Below are 20,840 nucleotides of genomic sequence, written 5' to 3'. Positions count from 1 at the left end.
CCGTCCCGAATATCCGACGGCTTAACCACCTGATGAAGCCGTTTAAAAGCCGTCTGCAAAATAAAGACAGCTTGAACTGTTTCATTTTGCAGACGGCCTTGACTATTTTTTCAGTAGCCGCAATGCGTTCCCCAACACCAGCAACGAGCTTAAACTCATGCCCAATGCGGCAATCCACGGGGTCACAAAACCAAACACCGCCAGCGGCACGGCAATCAGGTTGTACGCACTTGCCCAGCGCAGATTCTGTCCGATAACCGCCCGGGTACGCCGCGCCTGCTCCAGCATTTGCGGCAATACGCGCATATCGTCATTCAGCAGCACCACGTCCGCACCGTCCCGCGCAATATCCGCACCGCCCGCCACGGCAACCGATACATCAGCCTGTGCCAAAACCGGCGCATCATTGATGCCGTCTCCTACCATCAACACCTTACAACCCTGCTTCTGCAAAGTCTCCACATAAGCCAGCTTGTCTTCCGGTACCGCCTCCGAGCGGTATGCGTCCAAATCCAAAGCAGCGGCAAGATGGGCAACGGCGGTATCCCTATCTCCGCTCAACACATGCAGGCGCAAACCTTTTGCTTTCAAATCGGCAACCATCTCCGCCGCACCCTCTTTAATTTCATCTTCCAGCAGAAAGGCCGTCTGAAAACCTTGTTGATTGCCGAGAAACACCATGCTGCCCCGATGTTCTGCCAACGGCAGATCGGGTATGCTGCCCGCTGTTTCGGCAACAAATTCTGCACGGCCGAGCGACCAAATTTGGGTTTCCCCTTTAAACGTGATGTGCGCGCTGACTCCGTAACCGACACGGTTTATCCTTTGCGCCACCTGAAGGCCGTCTGCAAAATCCTGATTTCCGCCGCGCAAAATCGCTTGCGCGACCGGATGTTCCGATTGTGCCTCCAATGCGCGGGCTACAGCCAGACAATCCGCTTCCTTCCATGTTCCTAAAGCAATCAGCCGGCTGACAGACAATTCGCCCCGGGTCAGCGTTCCCGTTTTATCGAACACCACATCGCTGATTTGCGCCAGCGTTTCCAAACTCTGCCGGCCGCCGACCAATACGCCGCTGCCCGCCAATTTGCCGGTAGCTGCTGCCAAAGCAGTCGGTGTGGCCAGAGATAAAGCACACGGACAAGTAATGACCAGCAAGGCCACGGTAATCCACAATGCGGTATGGGCATCTGCATAAAGCGTCCAGCCGATAAACACCGGTACGGCAAGCAGCAGCTCTCCCAAAACGAAATGGGAAGCATATTTTTCCGCCAACTCCGCCGCACGCGGTTTCTGAGCCAAAGCGCGATCGAGCAGCTTGACAATGTGCGACAGCCGCGTATCGCTGCCCGCCTGCTCGGTACGCACCACCAAAGGACCAACGGCATTCAGCGTACCGGCCGTTACTTTGTCGTCGGTGCGCTTCGCTACCGGCAGGCTTTCTCCCGTCAGCATGGCTTCGTTAACTTCGCTTTCTCCCGACAGCACGATACCGTCCACCGGAATGACCTCACCCGGCTTGACCAGCACCACATCGCCGCGCTGTAATTTGACCACCGCCGCTTCCTCGATTTCCTCGCTTTCGGGATAACGGCTTAATTTGTGACAAAACGCGGGAACGAGTTTGACCAAACGCTCCGCCGCGTCTCCGGCTTTTCGCCGCGCAATTTGCTCCATGAAACGGCCGCCGAGCAGGAAAAACAGCAACATGGCGATGGACTCGAAATACATTCCCTGCCCTGCATTGGTGGCCAAGCTGTAAATGCCGGCAATAAACGTCATCACCACCGCAATGGCAATCGGCGTATCCATACCGGCACGGCGGTTTTTCCAATCCCGCCACGCGCCTTTGTAAAACGGCAAGGCACAGTAAAACACCACCGGCAAGACCATAATAAATGCCCCCCAATGCAAAATACCCAAATACAGCGGTTCGATTTCGCCCTCGCTGTAAAGATAAGTGGGAATGGCAAACATCATGGTCTGCATCATGCACAGCCCTGCTACGGCCAGCCGCACAATAAACTGCTTGCGCTCCTGCTGGTGCTGCGCTTCGACTTTGTGTGCATCGTACGGCGCGGCCGTGTAGCCGGTCGATTGGATACGCAGCAGAATATCCGACAACGCAACCTGCCCGTCATGCCATACTACCCGCACGCGCTGAGTGGTGTAGTTCAAATCCACACGCACTACCCCGGCCAAACGCAAAAGCTGCTGCTCAATCAGCCATACGCACGCCGCGCAGGTAATGCCTCCGAGCATCAATACCGCTTCTTTTTGGTTGTCCGCACCGCTTTCCACAAACTCCGCCTGCACTTCCGGCAAATCGTAAAGTTTGAGCTGTGCCAACACTTCGTCGGGCGGCAGCGCGGCCTTTTCCGCATCGGCGGTACGTTGTTTGTAATAGCTGCCCAATCCTGCTTCGATAATGCTCTGCGCCACAGCCTGACAGCCCACGCAGCAGGTTTCGCGCTCCTGATTTTCAAAGACAACGGGTAAATGCACGGATTCGGGAACGTCCAATCCGCAATGGAAACAGGTGTGTCGGGTCATGATTGCAATCCGTTCAGTCCTTCAATCAGGAAAAGGCCGTCTGTAAATCAGCAGTCCGGCCAATAAAAAAGCAGTTTTGCCAATATATGGCTACTGCATCAATACGTGCTCGGTCATGGCTTCCCGCAAAGCCTCCAAACCGCTATTTTGCACGACCGAAATATTGACGGCCGCCGCCACGCCCTGATGGTCGCGCAGAATACCGGCTTCCCGCTTGCCTTCGGGCAGCAAATCGATTTTGTTGTACACCAGAAGTTGAGGGATTTCATGTGCGCCGATTTCTTCCAATACAGTATTCACATCGTCTATCTGCCGCTCGAAATCAGGATTGGAAGCATCGACAACATGCAGCAAGACATCTGCCAAAGCGGTTTCTTCCAATGTTGCCGAAAATGCCGAAACCAGCTTGTGCGGCAAATCGCGGACAAAACCCACGGTATCGGTCAGCACCACGCTGGCTTCCGGTGCCAGAAACAGCTTGCGGGCAGTGGTATCGAGCGTGGCAAAAAGTTGGTCTTTCGCCAAAACATCGGCTTTGGTCAGGCGGTTGAACAGGCTTGATTTGCCTGCATTGGTATAACCGACAATGGCAAAGGTTTTCAGACGGCTGTCCATGCGGGATTTGCGGCGGGTGGCACGCTGTTTCTTCACTTGTTGGAGCTGTTTTTTCAAGGCGGTAATTTTTTGATTAATCAGACGGCGGTCGGTTTCCAACTGGGTTTCCCCCGGCCCTTTCAAGCCGATGCCCCCTTTTTGGCTCTGCATATGTCCGTAGCCGCGCACCAACCGTCCGCTCAAATGGTTGAGCTGGGCCAACTCCACTTGAAGTTTGCCCTCCTGAGTTTGGGCGCGTTTGGCGAAAATGGCCAAAATCAACCCCACCCGATCCAGCACCCGACATTGCAGGATTTTTTCCAAATTACGCTCCTGCGTCGGCGTAAGCTCGTGGTTGAATACCGCAAGCTCGATGTTGTTTGCTTTCACGGCAAGCGCCAGCTCCTCCGCCTTTCCCGTGCCGACAAACAATGCCGTCTGCGCTTTATCACGCTTGGCCGTTTCAACCAACTGCAAATCACCGCCCGCCGCCGACACCAGCTCCGCCGCCTCCGCCAAAGCCGTCTGAAAACAACGTTCCCGCGTTTCGTTCGCTCCGGAATAGTCGGCACTCAACATCACCCCGACCAGCATCACGCGCTCGGGGCGTTCTAATGATTTGTCTACTTGAAACACGGTATGTCTGCCCATACTCTGCCGCCATTCTGTTACTGCTGCCGTTTCGGGCTGCATTCTTCCCGAAAAAGCCGTCTGCAAAAGCGTATATTCTACCACGCCGCCGACGCAAAAAACGAAGCCGCCTGAAAAATGGTTTCCAGACGGCTTCATATGCTAATTGGGATACATCTCTTTTATTCTGCAACTTTTTGCACGGCTTGGCGGATTTTTTCTGCCGCCTGAGCAATCATTTCCTGCTCGCTGTCCGCTTGAGACGGGGCGTGCGATACTGCTTCTTCAGCGCGGTCGCTTTCAGAATCCTGCTCCGCCTGTTGCGGCAGACGCGCCAAAACCGTTTGAACACCGGTTACTTTTTCGCCGATGGCAACCATTGCCCGAGCGTCCACAGGCAGGTACACATCCACGCGCGAACCGAAGCGGATAAAGCCATAGCGTTCGCCACGCGCCAGCTTGTCGCCGACTTTGGTATAACACAAAATACGGCGCGCCACCAATCCGGCAACCTGCACAAAAGTAATTTCACGTCCCGAAGCAGTGGTTGCCAGCACCGCATTGCGCTCGTTTTCCACACTGGCCTTATCCAAATCCGCATTTAAGAATTTGCCTTTATTGTATTCGACCGCAGTAACCGTACCGTCAACCGGCGATTTTTGCGAATGGACGTTGAATACATTCATAAAGATACTGATTTTTAAAGCCTCTACCCGACGGTAAGGATCTTCGGCACGCTCCACCACTACAATCCTGCCGTCCACAGGGCTTAAAACCGCATCGGCATCCTGCGGTACGGGGCGTTCGGGATCGCGGAAAAACTGTAACGCAAACACCGTAAAAATCCAAAACGGCAACGACCACCAGCCGCCGCACATCGTAACCAACAGGCTGACAATCAGGCCGCCGCCGAGAATCGGCCAGCCCTCGCGGGCAATAATCGGATGGGGATAATTGCGGTTCATAACTGCGTCCTTCAAAACGGTTTGATGTTAAACGGACGCTATTATAGCGGAAAAAGCATACCTACGTGCAGAATTAGCCCCCGTTCATAAGAACCAAGCCGCACGAACCGGTTATATAGTCGAATAAAATAAGAATGAGACAAGGCAGCGAAGCCGCAGACAGTACACATAGTACGGCAAGGCAAAGCAACGCTGTATCATTCTTATTTTAAATGACTATACGGGTGCAAAACACCAAAAAGGCCGTCTGCAAATTCGGCATTTGCAGACGGCCTTTTAACGGCTTTCAGACTTTCCGCCTTATTCGGCAGGATTGACTTTCTGTGCGCCGGTTTTTTGAGATACTTTCCGGTACAGATATTGCAGCAGATAATCAAAGGTATTGCCCGCCTGCTCTTGCAGCATGGCTTGTTTGGCGGCAGGAATCTGCTCTGCAATATTTTCGGGCGTACTGATTTTCTGCACTTCCAAAATAACCGGTGCGGGCAGCCCTTTCAGCAAAACATAAGCCGGTTTTCCGTCTTCGGGGCGTGCCTTCAGCAATTCCGCATAGGCTTCGGGCGGCATGGACTGACGCGCCTGTTGTGCGTTCAAATCAGATACCGCCGACCATTTGACATCGGTTTGGCGGCCTGATTTCAAATCCGCCAATACTTCGTCTGCTTTGTCGGCAGCCAGACGGCCGGCTTCGCTCCGCAGATAGCTCATCAGAACATCTTCTTTTACTTCGGCAAACGGTGCGGTTTTCTCTTCGCGCACTTCTTTAACGCGCACCACCCACACGGTATCGTTGCTGATGTTAATCGGCTCGGAATTGTGTTTTTTATTCAACACTTCATCGCTGAATACCGTATCCAAGAGTTCATCAGACATACCGGCGGCTTTACCGTTTTCGCGGTTCAGCCATTCGTCGGGCGAGACAACTTTCAAGTCTAATACTTTGGCGGCTTCGGCAAGGCTGTTCGGGTTGTTGAACGCGGCTTCGGCCAATTTTTCTTTGGCTGCATTAAATTCAAGATTGGCTTTACGCTGTTTCAGCTCAGTTTCCAGATAAGCCTTTTCCTGTTCGAAATCCGGTTTGTCCTGAATATTGAGAACGCGGACGATGTAATAGCCGGTTTCAGTTTGGATTAAGTCGCTGATTTGCCCTTTTTCCAATGCGAAGGTGGCATTTTCCAAGGCTGCGCCCATTGCGCCGTTTTTCGACACCCAAAGGGAGGAGGCATCTTGCCCGTCTTGGGCATATTTTTTCGCTTGTGCGGCAAATGCAGACGGCTTGGCTTTCACTTGTGCCAACACTTTTTCTGCTTCTGCTTTAACTGCCGCACGTCCCGCTTCGTCTTGGATATGTACGGTCGGGAAGAAGATGTGGGCGATTTCTCGGCGCGGGCCGGCATTGGCCGCCTGCTCGTCGAATGCTTTGCGGACTTCTTCTGCGCTGACGGTTTGTTTTTCCGCCAAATCATGCATATTCAGCGCGACATATTCGATTTTTACCGCTTGCGGAATCACATAATCTTTTTTGTTGGCTTCATAATAACGCTGCAACGAGGCATCATCGGTTTTCACTTTTCCGGCAAATTCTTCCAGATTGAAGGTAACCGAACGGATGGTTCTCACCGCTTGGGTCAGGCTGACCAACTGCTCTGCCTGAACATCGCTGACCAATGTACCGCTCTGCACCAAGTTCAACAGGTTTTGCAAGGCAAACTGCTCGCGGATTTCTTCGACAAACTGATCCTCGCTCATGCGGCGTTGATCCAAATATTGTGTCAGCAGCGCTTGGCTGAACGTACCGGTAGAGTCGTGAAAATTCGGGTCGTCAACAATAATCTGCTTGATTTGCTCTTGCGACACCGCGATGCCCATCAGCTTGGCACCCTGCGTCAGATAAGCGCGCTGCACCAGCGATTGGAAAACAGCATCGCGTGATTCGCCCTGCACATTATGCATGGCGTTATTCAAAGAATGTTCGCTGATTTTTTGATCGCCAACCATGACGATGTAGTCCGAACCCGGCGCGGCGGCCGTGCTGACGCCGAAACCGACAAAAGTCAGCGCAATCAGACCCAGCATGATTTTTGCCGGGCCTTTGTATTTCTCTACGGTATGAAACATATCGATTCAACAAAAAGTGTTAATAAAAATAAGCAGTCGCACATTGTAACGTGTTTTCCCGCCTTATGCACCTTTCAGGCACTTTTTGCAGACGGCAATGCCGTCTGCAAAATACTTATTTGAAGACATTTTGATAATTTTCGGCAGAAAATCCTACTCGTACGCTGCCGTCTTTCTCCAAAACCGGCCGCTTGATCATACTCGGATTGGCCGCCAGCAAACGGATTGCCCCTTGCTGTGTCTGCGCCTCCTGCTGCTCTGCCTCGCTCAATTTCCGCCAAGTCGTACCGCGTTTGTTGAGCAGGATTTCCAACGAAACCTGCTGCAACCATGCCGTTAATAATGCCTCATCGGGCGCGTGTTTTTTAAAATCGACAAATTCATAGTCGATGCCGTTGTCGACCAACCAAGTACGCGCTTTCTTTACCGTATCACAATTCGGAATGCCGTAGAGCTTAATCATTTTTGTCCTTTATTGTCCGCAAAATATCCATTTTAACCACAAGTACGCCGAACTGCTACAAAATACGGTAAAATAACGTCATGATTAAAAAACACATCCATCAATGAATAAAAAATTATCCGCCGCACTCGCATACTCTGCCATGCTTGCTGCCTGTTCTGACGGCATGCCAAGCAACGAACACTATACGCAAGCCATCAACCGCTTTGCCGAAAAACAAGCCGTCTGCCTGCCTTTGGTGTTGAATATCCGGCACTCTTCCGACCGAAACGTACTCGTCCCTTTGGCTTTGGGCAGCAGCGAAATCAAAATCGCTTCGCAAAGCCGCCGGGGTGAAGACATCAACAAAACCGCGCTGAAGCAGTTGGACATTCTTGCTGACGAGGGCTTTTATAAAAGAAGCAAAGAAGACAAGCCCGTTGCCAAAGACAGCGACGAGAGCATACCCATCGTTATCTATACGCTCACAGAAGAAGGTAAGCAGCGAAGCCGTCTGCAAAAAGACGAACCGCCGCTGTTTTGCGTAGGACGCATGGAAGTTACCCATATCCACTCCGCCGCCCTCTCCCAACAAACCGGCGGCCCGCTGACCGCCCGCGTTGATTACGACAGCCGGTTTGTCGGTGAAGAGTGGCTGCCCGAGCTGTTGGAAATCGGCGGTTTAAAAACCCTGCCGATCAACCTGCCGGGAACACAAACCGCTGTTTTGGTGGAAACGGACGACGGCTGGAAAGACAGCCGCGAAGTACGCTGACCACAGCCTGAACAACCGGCCGCTTTACCGTACCGCCATAATATGTTGCTTTTGCCGCCCTGCTTCATTGTGCGATTTTGCCTTGTGCAGTCATAAACGGCTTGTCAACACTGCAAGGCGCAAACCCTGCGCGGTGCGCGGAGCGGTCGACCGGGCTGCTCAAGAAGGCTGTTTCTTTTGAGCAGCACGGCAGGCTTATAATCATGTGATGATTGATACGCAGTCAGGCCGTCTGCAAATCACACCAAAGTATCAGACCGCCAAAACAAACGGCAGACATCGAAGGATTAGCATATCGAAACCTTACCCAAGGTTTGCGCCAACCGCTTTGATACCTGCCGTTTGTTCGATGATTAAACCGTTTTGCAGACGGCCTTTAGCCTATATTCAGAGGCAATATCCGCCCATTCAACCGATTTTTTCAAACACCAAATCCCACACGCCATGACCCAAGCGTTTGCCGCGTGCTTCAAATTTGGTTTCAGGCCGGTAAGACGGAGTGGGCGCGTAGTCTGCTGCCGTATTTTGCAAATTTTCAAAACCGCTCAATACTTCCAGCATCTGCACCGCATATTCTTCCCAATCGGTTGCCAAATGGATATAACCGCCTGTTTTCAACTTTGGTAGCAGTTTTGCCACAAACGGCGTTTGCACCAGACGGCGTTTGTTATGGCGTTTTTTATGCCACGGATCGGGGAAAAAAATGTGAATGCCCGACAATGCGCCGTCTGCCAGCATATTTTCCACCACTTCCACCGCGTCATGCCGCATCACGCGGATATTGCCGACCTGCTCTTCGCCGATGAGCTTGAGGATATTGCCCACGCCCGGCCCGTGAACATCAATTGCTAAAAAATCGCTGTCCGGCAGACGTTTGGCAATCTCTACCGTAGCCGTTCCCATGCCGAAACCGATTTCCAAAACCTTAGGGTTGCTTCGGCCGAAACACTCGTTCAAATCCACAACCTGCGCCTGATAATCCACGCCGAACTGCGGCCACAAGGTATCAATCGCCCGCTGCTGTGCCGCCGTCATATGGCCTTGACGCAATACGAAGCTGCGGATAGAACGCAAATGCTCCTGCGGAACATCGGCTGTTTCGGGGGTTTGGATAGAATCTGTCATATTCAACCATCAATCTTTCAGTAAAATAGGAAATGCCGTCTGAAAACCAAACAGGTTTATTTTCAGACGGCCTGTTGCGGCGCACAAGCGATAAGGTGCAGATGCCGACGCACCATCCGAATCTGCCGGTGGTTATCTTATCCCTCTCCGGCGGTCGGATTTTACCACAACGGCAAAACCAACACAGCCAACAGGGCGCGCAATGGCACGCGGTGGCGGCATTATAGTCATTTAAAATAAGAATGATACAGCGTTGCTTTGCCTTGCCGTACTATGTGTACTGTCTGCGGCTTCGCTGCCTTGTCTCATTCTTATTTTATTCGACTATATACCCGATTGCACCATTTTGCAGACGGCATCTGCACCCGAAATCAGGACTTTGCCTTGCTCCTGCCCTTGCGTTTGGCCGGCGTTTCCGCTTTTTGTTTTATCTTAATTTTCACGCTGTTGCCCTTGGCCGTCTGCTTTTTCAATAATTGGCTGATAGGCTTGGGCTTGTCTGCCTCCAAGGCTGACTTTTCAGGCTCGGCAGACTTTTTCCGAACCGCTGTTTCAACCGTTTTCTTACGGGAAGCAGACGGCTTGGCAGCGGTATTCAGATAATGCTCAACCTCTTTTGCCGACAATTTCTTGCTGCGCTTTTTAGTTTTAACACCTTTTTCCTGCGGATTTTGGACAGCTTTCGGCTGTTTTCCCGCCGCTTTCTCTTTGGCTTTGCGGCGTTTTTTGCCTGCTTCTCCCCCGCTGATCAGGGTCAAATCAATCTTGCTGGTATCCAAGTCGGCACGCGCTACTTTCACCACTACGCGGTCGCCCATATTGAAGCGGATACCGCTGCGTTCGCCTTCGATTGCCATGATTTCAGGGCGGAAGTTGAAGTAATCTTCGCCCAAATCGCTAATGTGCACCAAGCCGTCGATATGGATATCGTCAAGGGTAACAAATATGCCGAAGCCGGTCATGCCGGAAATCTTACCGCTGAACACTTCGCCTACTTTGTCGCGCATATAATAAGTTTTCAGCCAACTCTCCACATCGCGGCTGGCATCGTCGGCACGGCGTTCGCAAAACGAAGTATGCACGCCCAAAGCCTGCCAAGTTTTACCCGGCCGGTAAGTTTCGCCTTGCAAAACGGCTTTAATCGCACGATGCACCAGCAAATCGGGATAACGGCGGATGGGTGAAGTAAAATGAGCATAAGATTCATAGGCCAAGCCGAAATGCCCGTCGTTGTCCGGCTCGTACACCGCCTGCTGCATGGAGCGCAGCAGCATTACCTGTAGCAGCTCCGCATCGGGGCGGTCTTTAAATTGCTCGGCCAGTTTTGCATAATCTTTCGGCGTAGGGCTGTCTCCGCCTCCCAAGTGCAGTCCCAACAAGCCCAACTGCTCGCGCAAAGCCGTCAGCTTCTCTTGCGTCGGCCCCAAATGGTTGCGGAACAATACCGCATGCTTGTTTTTCAGCAAAAATTCTGCCGCGCAAACATTTGCCGCCAACATACATTCTTCAATCAGCTTATGCGCGTCGTTTCGGACAACAGGTACGATTTTTTCAATTTTGCCGTTATCGTCGAAAATCATCTGCGTTTCGACACTTTCAAACTCGACCGCGCCGCGCTGAAAGCGTTTTTTCTGCAAAATTTTAAATAATTTATACAGCGTATCGATTTCTTTTTTATGCGGATGGTCAATGCCGTCTGCAATCCAGTTCCAAACCTGCGTATAGGTCAGCCGCGCATGAGAACGCATCACAGCCGGATAAAACTTATATTCTTTAATGTTGCCTGCATAAGTTACCACCATATCGCATACCATGCAGAGCCGTTCGACATCAGGGTTGAGCGAACAAATACCGTTCGACAGATTTTCCGGCAGCATCGGAATCACGCGGCGCGGAAAATACACGCTCGTACTGCGCTCAACCGCATCGGCATCAATTCCGTCACCCGGGCGCACATAATGGCTGACATCGGCAATCGCTACCACCAAACGGTAATTTCTGCCGATTTTTTCCGCATACACCGCATCATCAAAATCCCGCGCCGTTTCACCGTCTATCGTCAGCAGCGGCAAATCACGCAAATCCACACGCCCCTTCCAGTCGCCCTTACGGACATGGTCGGGAATGTTCCGAGCCGTCTGCAGGCAGGCATCGCTAAATTGGTGCGGCAGATGATGTTTGCGTACCGCAATTTCAATTTCCATACCGCTGTCTGCATAATCGCCCAACACTTCGATGACTTTTGCCACAGCAGGACGGTGATGTTCGGGATAGCTTTCAATCTCTGCCACCACTACCTGACCCGGCTTGGGATTAAACGCCGCTACACTTTCCGGCTCCAAAGCGATACTTTGCGTCAGCCGCTTATCTTCCGCTTCCAAAATCGCCACACCGCGTTCAGCATAAAAACGTCCGACCACCTGCTTTTGGGCACGTTCGACAATATCCAGCACAACCCCCTCACGGCGGCCGCGGCGGTCCATACCCGCAGGACGGACCGTAACAATATCTCCATGCATCACGCCGCGCATCTGCCGCTCGTACAGCACAAAATCACCGTCGCCCGTCGGCTCAAGCGGTACAGCAAAGCCAAAACCGTCTTTATGCGCTTCCACACGGCATTTTACCAACGCCAATTTATCAGCCGCACACACCGCACCACGACGGTTGATTAAAACCTGACCGTCACGCGCCATGGCTTTCAAACGGCGCTCGAAAAACTCATACTCCTCCTCGTTAATCGACAGCTCGCGCGCCAAATTCTCCATTTTCTGCGGCACACCCCGCTCTTCCAGCAGCTCGATAATCCATTCCCTGCTGGGTAAAGGATATTCGTACCGCTGCCGCTCCCTGCTTAAATATGGATCTTTTTCCCGCAAATTTAATGATTTAGTATTTTTCTTCATTTTTAGTCTTGACAATCTTTCTTGGAAATATATAATAGCGTCTTCTTTTGAGAAGCAATACTGTAACTCAAAAAAGCAAACAAAGCAAAGCCCAGGTGGCGGAATTGGTAGACGCGCTAGCTTCAGGTGCTAGTATCCTCACGGGTGTGGAAGTTCGAGTCTTCTCCTGGGCACCAAATCAGTTTTGATTGGGTTGCTTTGCTTAAAATTTGGAATTGCCCAGGTGGCGGAATTGGTAGACGCGCTAGCTTCAGGTGCTAGTATCCTCACGGGTGTGGAAGTTCGAGTCTTCTCCTGGGCACCAAACATATCCGGTTAGCGAGCCGGATTTTTTGTTAGCCGATAATATTCTGCCAATATTGCAGGATGATGACATTCCGGCTACAATTCATATTTTCCACAGAGAGGTGGATGAGTGGTTTAAGTCGCACGCCTGGAAAGCGTGTATACGTGAATAGCGTATCGAGGGTTCGAATCCCTTCCTCTCTGCCAAATGCCAATCCCAAGCTATTAAAGCTTGGGATTTTTTATTATCCAATTCCCGAAAAATCAATATTTTAGCATGTAACCCCGTTACTTTTAATTACTTTCCGTAACATTGTTTTAGTGGCAAAGTATAGTCGAATAAAATAAGAATGAGACAAGGCAGCGAAGCCGCAGACAGTACACATAGTACGGCAAGGCAAAGCAACGCTGTATCATTCTTATTTTAAATGACTATAAATGGTAAATTATTTATCCAATACAATTTACCATCAAAAATCATAGCCAGTCTTATCAAGCCCCCTTTCTTCTCTTCAAGCCAAAACGCAAGCCGTCTGCAAAATATACAGACGGCTTTTAAACAACAATTCATGGCAACTTCCGGCAAATCTCCACATTTATCCGCACAAAATCCTCCCAAGTGGTTTGTTCGGAAAAATAAGTACGATAATAATCCTCTACCCGGCAAACCAACGGACGATCGGCATAAATGCCGCACAGATTCGTTGCCTCGTCAAAATGTCGGCAAACTCCGTCGCCGCGGTCGAGAAATGCCGTCTGCTCATTATTGCCGACCAAACGGCAGCATTTACCGCAAGCCGTACAAGGAAAGGGCGTAAAAACCATCTGCTTTACTATAGTCATTTAAAATAAGAATGATACAGCGTTGCTTTGCCTTGCCGTACTATGTGTACTGTCTGCGGCTTCGCTGCCTTGTCTCATTCTTATTTTATTCGACTATACCTTTTAAAAATCCGGTACGGCAGCGAACCGTACCGGGTAAGTATCAGCCTTCCAAAGCACCCTGAAAATCATGCACTATTACACCCCGAATCTTAGACAGATTCTCTGAGGCATCGCCCAACAGATTACCTTCTTTATCCAGAATCGGCGTATCGACCACTACTTTGATAACTTGCAGGATTTTCAAATTTTTCATCACAATCAGTTTGGCTTCCTGATTATAAGCTGCATAATCCGTACCCTGCTCCGCGATGACTTCTTCCAATGCTTTCAGACTTCGACGGGCATGTTTCCGCAAGCCGGATAAAATATCGGTCGCCATAACCGCTACTTTGCGTATGCCGTTGGTTAATGCGGAAGCTGCCTTCATATCATCGGCAAATTTTTTGGCCTCTGCCTGATTGCTGTATGCATCATCCAATTTTGCCGAAGCTTTCGAGCCCATATACCAGCCTGCAACCAGCAAAGCAGGGCCTGCAGCCAATGCGCCCAATGCCATTGTACCCGCTGCAATACCCCCACCTCCCGTTGCAATTGTACCGCCGCCCAGCCATGCCAATGTCGCATTGGTTGCCGCCGCGCCGCTTAACGAGCCGATAGCAGTACCCGTACTTGCCGTACCCAGAGCCATCACACCGCTGTATGCGCCATAAGCGGTTAATGCACCGCCTACTGCTCCGCCGCTTGCGCCCAGCCCTGAGGAAAGAACAAAAGAAACGTGTTCCTTCATCTCCGTTAAAACTTCAAAACTGTTTTCCTGCAGTTGCAGATTACCTAAATCTCCGTCATGCCTGAAATCGATATTTTTAATCAAACCGAATACTTTCAGAGTTTTCTGTACGCTGCTCTCTATGGTCTCTGCTTTCTTGCGCCCCAGATTTTCCAAAGCCGCCTGGCACTGCTTACGCGAGTTTTCCACCTGCTCTTTGGCAGTTTCGATAATGTCGTTAGCGCTGTCGTTGATGCGGTTGGCTTCTTTATTGTCTATCACCGCTTTACCGCCTTTATACGCGCCAAGCGCCGCCAAACCGATACCCACTACTAATGGAATTGCCATGATTCCGCTCCTTATTCGTTAATCAAATCCGCTACTTCTTTGTTGACTGCAGCCAATCTACCCATCACTTCGGTAAACTCTTCGATATACTCACTATCCACTTTCAATAATTGGCAGATATGTTCGAGCAGTTTGCGTTCGCTGTCTTCAAATGCACCGCTGCTGAAGCCAGCCCCGATTAATTCAAAGACGATGATTTTTTTATCACGTTCGGTCAAGTCATCTGCTTCTTTTCCCTTATATGAAATAACGTCCTCAGCAGTTTTCAGCAAAATCCCTTCACTGATTGTCGGCAAGGAAACCATCATGTAGCGGATAACATCGGGCGTAATTTTAAGAATATCAAACCCTTCCCCAACCAATTTCATCATTACTTCTTTACGGATGGCTTCATCTTCCGTATGCGACGCCAAAACCCGCCATTATGTAGCACCTGCACAAGAACTACCACTAAAAAGCAGCCAAACGGCTGCTTTTATTTGTGAATGTAGCTGATTATTCAAGGTTTTGTTGATTTGATGCCCATAGATACTTTACTTCACCCCGCTTTAAGCCAATTTTACTAACAACACCGTCGCTGATTAAAAAATTCAGTGCGTTGCGAGTAGCTTTTAGGGGTTTGGCAGTGATTTCTATGGGCTCTTGGTTTGATTGTGGTTGGTTGTCAAGTGACACCGCCTGTTCTGTAATCTCATTGGCGGATAAGGGCTGTGTTGCTTGCTTAAGCACCTGTACAACAAGTGTCTTGATGCTTTGATTAAACACTGAGCTGCGTAGCCTTGGTAGTTGTTCGGCCTCACCCATGATGTAAGCTGCTTGGGTGAGAATGCTGATTTGTTGATCGATATCTTGGATTTGCTTAAGTAAAGCTTGCTTGTGTTTATTTAGGAGATTGATTTTGTTGGCGATACCGCTTGTAACATGAGATTGAGCCATATATACTCCAATAATGAATTGTTATTTATCGTAAGTTATTGCAATCTATCGAAATCATAAAACTACGCCGCTAAAGTTTCCACGCGCTTTTTATTGCCTTGCCAGTAGCCACGCCAATCATCAGAAGGTAAACTGGTTAGGCATTTGGATACCACATCATTAAAAATGACACCATTACTAAGACGGCGAGTATCTTCACGATAAGCAATTTCATTGGCGTATTCGTATAGGTAGGTGTTGTTCATTTTATGAACTTGCCCGTAGTACATACGCTTAAAGCGACTAAAATAACTTTCTGCTAAGTTATTGGTCACACCAGCATCAGAGCGATATTCCTTTTGATGGTTGACGCGCTTTAGGTCGTGAAAATAAATCAGGTTGTCATAAGCTGGGCTTTCATCGGTATGGATGGTACTGCCTTTGGTGATATGCTTGTTGGCAAGCTGATTAACAACCTTGCTGTTTTCAGATTTGGCGATAAAGGCAATGGTGTTTCTTGCGCCAATTTGTTTGGTGTTTTGTTCATCATCTTGCTTGGCAAAACTATCCCGTATAACCAAAATCGCACGTTTTAGCGGGTTTTCGTGTTGTTTTAAACGTCTATCAACACGCTCACTCTTTTTGTTCTTGGGTTTTTGGCTGGAATGGACATAAGTAGCGTCCATGTGTACCACGCCACTCAGCTGCATCGTTTCTCGCTGTTTATGTACCTTTAATGCTTCTTTGATTTTATGCAGTAATACAAAAGCGGTTTTGTATTGTACATTTAAATCACGAGCAATCTGTAAGGCAGAAATACCCTTGGCTGCATTCACATACAAGCTACAGGCAAATAAAATATCACGAAGTGGCAATTTGTGATGGGCAAATAACGTACCCGCTGTCACTGAAAAGCGGTAATTGCATTCCTTGCATTGCCACTGTTTACGAGATTTAATGTAATAAGCCTCATGCTTTTTGCCACAACGAGGGCATATTACATCCTTACCCTCACCCCAACGCAATTTCTTCATTGTCATCACCGCCTCATATTCACTCATGCGAGCAATAGCAATCGGTGATAGATTGCGTGCTTCAGCAGAGAGGAGGAAGTGTTGTGGCATGGGTTTCTCCAATAATAATTAATTAGCAACCAATATGTGTTTATATCATCATATACGATGATTATATCACAATAATATATATTTGCAAATACTTTTTTCATCATGTATAATGAAAACATATATTTAGTGTTATTCAGAGAAATAATTATGACTGAGCAAACAACAGTTTTAGATGACGCTTATTGGAAAGGTTATGTACGCGGTCTTTTAAAAGCAGAAATCGCCCGACGTAACATCAGCTATGTCGAAATTTCAGAAAGACTAGCAGCACAAGGCATCCATGAAAGCCCACAAAACATCAGCAATAAAATCGCCAGAGGTACTTTTGGGGCGATTTTTATGGTGCAGGTGCTTAGAGTGATTGGGTGTGAAGAATTAAATGTTAAATAGAGAAAACCTAGTGTTGCCAAAGAAAATTACCACAGCAAAAGTTCCCCCACTTAAAATACAGGGGATTAAAACAAAATTAGTTCCTTTTATTGCAGAATCAGTTAAATGGGATGGTGCGGGGACCTACTTCGAACCTTTTATGGGTTCTGGTGTCGTCGGTTTTAATCTGGAGCCACAAAAAGCTGTTTTTAGCGATACTAACCCACATATCATCAAATTTTATCAGGATATTCAAACTCAAAACATAACATCTGAAGATGTTCGACGCTTCTTAGAGGCTGAATCTCGTAAATTAGCGCGCACCCCAGCGGATAAAAACTCTTATTATTATGAGGTTAGGGATAGATTCAATGAGAGCCCAAATTCATTGGATTTTTTGTTTTTGCAAAGGTCTAATTTTAATGGCATGATGAGATTTAACAACAAAGGGATGTACAACGTGCCTTTTGGTAGAAAGCCTGAAAGATTTCAAAAAGCACTTATTACAAAAATCGTTAATCAAGTAGCGTGGGTTGAGAGTATTTTAAAGGGTAAAGAATGGCTGTTTGTTCATGCACCTTTCACAGATGCTTTTGCTATGATGAAAAAAGGTGACTTTGTCTACTTAGACCCGCCGTATATCGGTCGTTATGATGGTTATTACGATGCATGGTGTGAATCTTCTGCAAGTCTTTTGGCTAAACTTGCCCAAAACGGACCGGCTGGCTATGCATTTAGCATGTGGTATGAGAACCAGTACCGAAAAAATACTCATATGCAGGAGTGGACGAACGGCGTTCTTGTAACGACCGAGCATTTTTACCATGTTGGTGCAAAAGAGGCTAATAGGAGCAAAATGACAGAAGCTCTGGTGGTTAGTGAGGCGAATTTTAATTTAAGAAATGAAAGCGGATAACCGCTTTCATTTCTCTGTAGTGTAAGGCGTAGTTAGAAATTCTTTTTTGTATTCATCCAAGTATTTATTATAGAGCTCTATTAATTCTTGCGCTTTAACATCATCTTTTTGGCCAATCCAATTGATATATCCCAGCAAATCATTATATAAAGAAGCTTTGATTTCCTTGCTGTCCGTGTATCTAGGATGGTTTGACCAATAATCATGGAAAATTTCCTTGCCAAGAAATGCAAATGGGCCAGCACCAAAAATAAATGGTTTAATGTTCGTGGCAGCTATTGTTCCTATATTATCCGTATTTCCACTGCCTTTTTTGTCACCACAAATTCTAAATTTCTCCTGTATAAAAACCTCCACATCTTTATAAGCAGCTGTTATGTCGCTCAATCCGTCTAGTGGAGTCATTCCTTTGGTGGCTTTGCTTTCTCGAGTATATACAACACCCAGAATATAGTGAGCGTCGTATTCATCATAACTCCCCGTGATATTTTTTGTACCATTTCTTAGGTAGCTAGTAAAACTTCCCGCCGTAAATTTAATCCGGCCTTTCTTGTCATCGCGATATGTTGTTTTAATATCGATTGCTATCTTTCTACCATCTGGTTTTATAAAAAAATAATCGGGGTATACAGTTTGTTTTTCGGATTCACATAATATATACCCCAATTCTTCTGCCGTTTGATAAAGAATGTCAAACGCAAGAACCTCAAACAATCTTCCTATAATTTTGGAATCGCTACCAAAGGCAAATATCTCTTTCCGTTTATTTAAAAAACCGACCAATTCCCATCTTGATAGCTCTTTGGGTATGTATTTGGTAATTGTATCAATGATTAAATCGGTGTTTTGTTGCATAATATACCCCTTTGGTTTCCAATTCAGTATATTTATAGCAAGTTATTTCGATTTGTGCAAGTGCTACATAATGGCGCCAAAACCCTCCTAATGTTTGCTTTCATTAAAGTTAATAAGGTAAGAAAACCTTTTTTCTTATCATTATTTCCCTCAAGCTTAGCATCATAACGCTCAAAACCATCTCCACTATAAAGTATGCTACCATCGCCATTAATCCACATAGATTGTGCCAAAGATACTTTTTTTGCTTTTCCCTTACTGATAGAATAATGAAAATCAGCAGAATTAAACAACATTTTGTTGAAAAATTTTACAGCTCCACTCTCTTTTGCATATTCTTCTAACATATTTGCTTCATTAACATCAATTTTCCTCAAAAAAGATAACAAAGCCGTCGACTCTTCTTTTTCAATATCTTCCTTCGCAGGAATACTTATTTCACTGCTATGGTGCGCCATCATAATCAATGCCGCCAATTCCAAAAATAAGGCTTTGTGCAGAGGTTTTGTTATTTGATTCAAAACATAGTTTATCTCCTGTTAAATGACCAACGGGTCGTCTGTAAGCATGGCCGCATCCAATTCGGCCATATTGTTAATGCTGATTTTTCTGCCCAGCATTTCGGCAAAACGGTTCATTCCCGCACAAAAATCATCAGCGGAAATATCCGGGTTATCCAATAAAGCAAACATCGCCCGGCTTTCCATACCGAGCCGGGTCAGCTTACGCTCGAACGTTTCATTGATGGCTTGCTCGTAGCGTTGCGCCAATTCGCGCGCTGCCGCACATTTCATTTCAACCATCTGCCGCCTTTCCGCCGATAATTTCGCATCCCGCAATGCGGCAAAAAAGCCCTGATGAAACGCATTGGTGACGGCATAACCGATCATGCCGCCAATCAAACCGCCCAATACGGGAATCGGTATCGCTATTTGTCCGAGAACGGTAAAAGCCGATCCGGATAATGCCGCGGCAGCCACCATGCTCATCTCCTCGGTCAAGCCCAATTCATCAATTTCTCCTTTTGCATAGCGGGTAATGCTCTTGGTTGCCGCCAAACAGGAAGAAACAATCATGGCGGGCAACCCGGTTTTGGATAAAGCCCTTGCCGTTACATTGGCAGATTGCTGCATATAACCTTTTATTGCCGAACCTGCGAAAGCCGTACCGTAACCGACTCCGGCAGAAACCAAGGTATCTGCGGCAGTATCGGCTACAGCCTCGCCAAATTCTTTATCTCCCGACCAAACCGCAACAATATTGCTTAAAGCAGAAATTCCCCCACCGATGGCTGCGCCGAATTTCGCTCCTTCTATGCCTGCCCGATGGCTGACGCCGGCAATGTCTTTGGCGGTTTCCCAACGCGGGTTGTTGCGGTAACGGATGGCCTCTTCCGTAGTCATGCCGGAATCAGCAATTTTGGTTTCTAATTTTTTATAGTTATCCGACTGCTTTTGCAGTTTTTCAGCAAGAGCCGTATCGCCGCGCTCGCGTGCTTTCTCCGCCTGCTGTTGCAATTTTTCAGCCTGCGTACGGCAGGTTGCTTTCATTTGCTCAACCTGCTCGGTCGGCACTTCCAATTTGTCCACTTTCATATAACGAGACAAATCGTTTTTTCCGCCACCTTCTCCGCGCGCAATTTTCTTTAGCAATCCATCAGGATTACTGACAAATTTCATCTGCGAATTGGAGATTTCCTTACCGTCCAGCAACTCGATGATGTCAACCGTTGTGTTGTCACTGCCGTAACCGCTCAAATCTTCACTTCGGGAAAAACGGTTTTTCCTGCCATCGATAATCGCCTCAGCATTGCGTTTGGAAACACCGGCTACTTCTGCCGAAAAACCTGCCTGCTGTTTGATATTCTGTTCTGCATAATCAGGATTGATTTTTCCTTCGGAAATCTTCAACAAGCTGCGGTTGAACACTTTTCCGGTCTCGTTATCCACACCGCGCAAACCTTTTAAAAACTCTGCCCCTGCCGAGCCGTAACGGCTCGTGGTTTCATAAAGCCCCGCTCCGATGGCGTAGTTTTGAATATTGCTTTTCCGATTACTCATTTTGTTTTCCTCAGCTGATTTTGCCGTGCGGTATGGTTTTTGCGTGCTTTATGCCGTCTGCAAATCCCTGCCGGTATGCTGCTTGCAGTTGCTGCTGCCAATCTTCGGGCAGGGAAGCGGTTTTTGCAGACGGCCTGTTTTGAATCAGTTTGCTGCATACGCCTGCTGTAACGCACAAGAGAAGAGCCAGTCCGATGAGTTGTTCCATG

Annotated in this window: 20 protein-coding genes and 3 tRNA genes; 7 read left to right on the top strand and 16 right to left on the bottom strand. The window is 48.2% G+C overall.

Features of this window, described 5'->3' with window-relative positions:
- Nucleotides 1–102: 102 nt before the first annotated feature.
- The 5 genes from EL111_RS04730 to EL111_RS04710 form a co-directional block, all read right to left on the bottom strand.
- Complete coding sequence (locus EL111_RS04730; protein WP_123794794.1) at nucleotides 103–2,553, bottom strand: heavy metal translocating P-type ATPase; 2,451 nt, start codon at nucleotides 2,551–2,553, stop codon at nucleotides 103–105.
- A 90-nt stretch (nucleotides 2,554–2,643) separates the two neighbouring features.
- The gene (gene hflX, locus EL111_RS04725) at nucleotides 2,644–3,798 is read right to left on the bottom strand and encodes a GTPase HflX (RefSeq protein WP_123794795.1); all 1,155 of its coding nucleotides are present in this window, start codon (nucleotides 3,796–3,798) and stop codon (nucleotides 2,644–2,646) included.
- A gap of 161 nt (nucleotides 3,799–3,959) precedes the next feature.
- Nucleotides 3,960–4,742 carry a phosphatidylserine decarboxylase gene (locus EL111_RS04720; protein ID WP_123794796.1) on the bottom strand — a complete coding sequence of 261 codons (783 nt, stop codon included), beginning with the start codon at nucleotides 4,740–4,742 and terminating at the stop codon, nucleotides 3,960–3,962.
- 300 nt (nucleotides 4,743–5,042) lie between these two features.
- Complete coding sequence (locus EL111_RS04715; protein ID WP_123794797.1) at nucleotides 5,043–6,860, bottom strand: SurA N-terminal domain-containing protein; 1,818 nt, start codon at nucleotides 6,858–6,860, stop codon at nucleotides 5,043–5,045.
- A 115-nt stretch (nucleotides 6,861–6,975) separates the two neighbouring features.
- Nucleotides 6,976–7,323, bottom strand: a complete 348-nt coding sequence (locus EL111_RS04710) for an arsenate reductase (RefSeq protein WP_123794798.1) — start codon at nucleotides 7,321–7,323, stop codon at nucleotides 6,976–6,978.
- 103 nt (nucleotides 7,324–7,426) lie between these two features.
- Between EL111_RS04710 and EL111_RS04705 the strand changes: the two genes are divergently transcribed.
- A complete protein-coding gene (locus EL111_RS04705; RefSeq protein WP_123794799.1) occupies nucleotides 7,427–8,077 on the top strand; it encodes an SEN1982 family lipoprotein in 651 nt (216 codons plus the stop codon).
- 408 nt (nucleotides 8,078–8,485) lie between these two features.
- Here EL111_RS04705 and trmB read toward each other — a convergent pair whose 3' ends face one another.
- Complete coding sequence (trmB, locus tag EL111_RS04700) at nucleotides 8,486–9,202, bottom strand: tRNA (guanosine(46)-N7)-methyltransferase TrmB (protein ID WP_123794800.1); 717 nt, start codon at nucleotides 9,200–9,202, stop codon at nucleotides 8,486–8,488.
- Nucleotides 9,203–9,234: 32 nt separating this feature from the next.
- Here trmB and EL111_RS04695 point away from each other — a divergent pair, with 32 nt between their 5' ends.
- Entirely contained in the window at nucleotides 9,235–9,429 is a 195-nt protein-coding gene (locus tag EL111_RS04695) for a hypothetical protein (protein ID WP_123794801.1), read from the top strand.
- Between the two features lie 144 nt (nucleotides 9,430–9,573).
- Here the strand turns inward: EL111_RS04695 and rnr are convergent, their stop codons facing one another.
- Nucleotides 9,574–12,108, bottom strand: a complete 2,535-nt coding sequence (gene rnr, locus EL111_RS04690) for a ribonuclease R (RefSeq protein ID WP_123794802.1) — start codon at nucleotides 12,106–12,108, stop codon at nucleotides 9,574–9,576.
- A gap of 89 nt (nucleotides 12,109–12,197) precedes the next feature.
- Here rnr and EL111_RS04685 point away from each other — a divergent pair.
- From EL111_RS04685 to EL111_RS04675, 3 genes are all read left to right on the top strand, one after another.
- Nucleotides 12,198–12,284 (top strand) — tRNA-Leu (locus tag EL111_RS04685).
- 41 nt (nucleotides 12,285–12,325) lie between these two features.
- Nucleotides 12,326–12,412, top strand: a tRNA-Leu gene (locus EL111_RS04680).
- A 97-nt stretch (nucleotides 12,413–12,509) separates the two neighbouring features.
- Nucleotides 12,510–12,600, top strand: a tRNA-Ser gene (locus EL111_RS04675).
- 360 nt (nucleotides 12,601–12,960) lie between these two features.
- Here the strand turns inward: EL111_RS04675 and EL111_RS04670 are convergent.
- The 5 genes from EL111_RS04670 to EL111_RS04650 all read right to left on the bottom strand — a co-directional run bounded on the left by EL111_RS04670 (nucleotide 12,961) and on the right by EL111_RS04650 (nucleotide 16,431).
- On the bottom strand, nucleotides 12,961–13,218 hold the full coding sequence (locus EL111_RS04670; protein WP_123794803.1) for a YkgJ family cysteine cluster protein: 258 nt from the start codon (nucleotides 13,216–13,218) through the stop codon (nucleotides 12,961–12,963).
- Between the two features lie 160 nt (nucleotides 13,219–13,378).
- The gene (locus tag EL111_RS04665) at nucleotides 13,379–14,392 is read right to left on the bottom strand and encodes a hypothetical protein (RefSeq protein WP_123794804.1); all 1,014 of its coding nucleotides are present in this window, start codon (nucleotides 14,390–14,392) and stop codon (nucleotides 13,379–13,381) included.
- Between the two features lie 11 nt (nucleotides 14,393–14,403).
- Complete coding sequence (locus EL111_RS04660) at nucleotides 14,404–14,805, bottom strand: hypothetical protein (RefSeq protein ID WP_123794805.1); 402 nt, start codon at nucleotides 14,803–14,805, stop codon at nucleotides 14,404–14,406.
- A gap of 82 nt (nucleotides 14,806–14,887) precedes the next feature.
- Nucleotides 14,888–15,328 carry a hypothetical protein gene (locus EL111_RS04655; RefSeq protein ID WP_123794806.1) on the bottom strand — a complete coding sequence of 147 codons (441 nt, stop codon included), beginning with the start codon at nucleotides 15,326–15,328 and terminating at the stop codon, nucleotides 14,888–14,890.
- 62 nt (nucleotides 15,329–15,390) lie between these two features.
- Nucleotides 15,391–16,431, bottom strand: a complete 1,041-nt coding sequence (locus tag EL111_RS04650) for an IS1595 family transposase (protein ID WP_123794807.1) — start codon at nucleotides 16,429–16,431, stop codon at nucleotides 15,391–15,393.
- 147 nt (nucleotides 16,432–16,578) lie between these two features.
- On the opposite strand from EL111_RS04650, the gene EL111_RS04645 reads away from it, so the two are divergent.
- On the top strand, nucleotides 16,579–16,821 hold the full coding sequence (locus EL111_RS04645; protein ID WP_123794808.1) for a DUF6471 domain-containing protein: 243 nt from the start codon (nucleotides 16,579–16,581) through the stop codon (nucleotides 16,819–16,821).
- On the top strand, nucleotides 16,811–17,716 hold the full coding sequence (locus EL111_RS04640; protein ID WP_162842954.1) for a DNA adenine methylase: 906 nt from the start codon (nucleotides 16,811–16,813) through the stop codon (nucleotides 17,714–17,716). The genes EL111_RS04645 and EL111_RS04640 overlap by 11 nt, the downstream gene beginning before the upstream one ends.
- Nucleotides 17,717–17,722: 6 nt before the next feature.
- Here the strand turns inward: EL111_RS04640 and EL111_RS04635 are convergent, their stop codons facing one another.
- From EL111_RS04635 to EL111_RS04620, 4 genes are all read right to left on the bottom strand, one after another.
- The gene (locus EL111_RS04635) at nucleotides 17,723–18,571 is read right to left on the bottom strand and encodes a type II restriction endonuclease (RefSeq protein ID WP_123794809.1); all 849 of its coding nucleotides are present in this window, start codon (nucleotides 18,569–18,571) and stop codon (nucleotides 17,723–17,725) included.
- Between the two features lie 32 nt (nucleotides 18,572–18,603).
- Nucleotides 18,604–19,032, bottom strand: coding sequence for a hypothetical protein (locus EL111_RS04630; protein WP_123794810.1), 429 nt, complete (start codon nucleotides 19,030–19,032; stop codon nucleotides 18,604–18,606).
- A gap of 78 nt (nucleotides 19,033–19,110) precedes the next feature.
- Nucleotides 19,111–20,631 carry a hypothetical protein gene (locus tag EL111_RS04625; protein WP_123794811.1) on the bottom strand — a complete coding sequence of 507 codons (1,521 nt, stop codon included), beginning with the start codon at nucleotides 20,629–20,631 and terminating at the stop codon, nucleotides 19,111–19,113.
- Nucleotides 20,632–20,641: 10 nt separating this feature from the next.
- The gene (locus EL111_RS04620; RefSeq protein WP_123794812.1) at nucleotides 20,642–20,839 is read right to left on the bottom strand and encodes a hypothetical protein; all 198 of its coding nucleotides are present in this window, start codon (nucleotides 20,837–20,839) and stop codon (nucleotides 20,642–20,644) included.
- Nucleotide 20,840: the final 1 nt, after the last annotated feature.

Source organism: Neisseria animalis (assembly GCF_900636515.1).
Taxonomy (GTDB): Bacteria; Pseudomonadota; Gammaproteobacteria; order Burkholderiales; family Neisseriaceae; genus Neisseria; species Neisseria animalis.
This window is presented reverse-complemented; position numbering and strand designations above follow the sequence as displayed.

What these genes read in the sequence shown, in the direction of transcription:
- EL111_RS04730 (WP_123794794.1), bottom strand. Translation starts at nt 2,553, where the DNA reads ATGACCCGACACACCTGTTTCCATTGCGGATTGGACGTTCCCGAATCC.
- hflX (WP_123794795.1), bottom strand. Translation starts at nt 3,798, where the DNA reads ATGGGCAGACATACCGTGTTTCAAGTAGACAAATCATTAGAACGCCCC.
- EL111_RS04720 (WP_123794796.1), bottom strand. Translation starts at nt 4,742, where the DNA reads ATGAACCGCAATTATCCCCATCCGATTATTGCCCGCGAGGGCTGGCCG.
- EL111_RS04715 (WP_123794797.1), bottom strand. Translation starts at nt 6,860, where the DNA reads ATGTTTCATACCGTAGAGAAATACAAAGGCCCGGCAAAAATCATGCTG.
- EL111_RS04710 (WP_123794798.1), bottom strand. Translation starts at nt 7,323, where the DNA reads ATGATTAAGCTCTACGGCATTCCGAATTGTGATACGGTAAAGAAAGCG.
- EL111_RS04705 (WP_123794799.1), top strand. Translation starts at nt 7,427, where the DNA reads ATGAATAAAAAATTATCCGCCGCACTCGCATACTCTGCCATGCTTGCT.
- trmB (WP_123794800.1), bottom strand. Translation starts at nt 9,202, where the DNA reads ATGACAGATTCTATCCAAACCCCCGAAACAGCCGATGTTCCGCAGGAG.
- EL111_RS04695 (WP_123794801.1), top strand. Translation starts at nt 9,235, where the DNA reads ATGCCGTCTGAAAACCAAACAGGTTTATTTTCAGACGGCCTGTTGCGG.
- rnr (WP_123794802.1), bottom strand. Translation starts at nt 12,108, where the DNA reads ATGAAGAAAAATACTAAATCATTAAATTTGCGGGAAAAAGATCCATAT.
- EL111_RS04670 (WP_123794803.1), bottom strand. Translation starts at nt 13,218, where the DNA reads ATGGTTTTTACGCCCTTTCCTTGTACGGCTTGCGGTAAATGCTGCCGT.
- EL111_RS04665 (WP_123794804.1), bottom strand. Translation starts at nt 14,392, where the DNA reads ATGGCAATTCCATTAGTAGTGGGTATCGGTTTGGCGGCGCTTGGCGCG.
- EL111_RS04655 (WP_123794806.1), bottom strand. Translation starts at nt 15,328, where the DNA reads ATGGCTCAATCTCATGTTACAAGCGGTATCGCCAACAAAATCAATCTC.
- EL111_RS04650 (WP_123794807.1), bottom strand. Translation starts at nt 16,431, where the DNA reads ATGCCACAACACTTCCTCCTCTCTGCTGAAGCACGCAATCTATCACCG.
- EL111_RS04645 (WP_123794808.1), top strand. Translation starts at nt 16,579, where the DNA reads ATGACTGAGCAAACAACAGTTTTAGATGACGCTTATTGGAAAGGTTAT.
- EL111_RS04640 (WP_162842954.1), top strand. Translation starts at nt 16,811, where the DNA reads ATGTTAAATAGAGAAAACCTAGTGTTGCCAAAGAAAATTACCACAGCA.
- EL111_RS04635 (WP_123794809.1), bottom strand. Translation starts at nt 18,571, where the DNA reads ATGCAACAAAACACCGATTTAATCATTGATACAATTACCAAATACATA.
- EL111_RS04630 (WP_123794810.1), bottom strand. Translation starts at nt 19,032, where the DNA reads ATGATGGCGCACCATAGCAGTGAAATAAGTATTCCTGCGAAGGAAGAT.
- EL111_RS04625 (WP_123794811.1), bottom strand. Translation starts at nt 20,631, where the DNA reads ATGAGTAATCGGAAAAGCAATATTCAAAACTACGCCATCGGAGCGGGG.
- EL111_RS04620 (WP_123794812.1), bottom strand. Translation starts at nt 20,839, where the DNA reads ATGGAACAACTCATCGGACTGGCTCTTCTCTTGTGCGTTACAGCAGGC.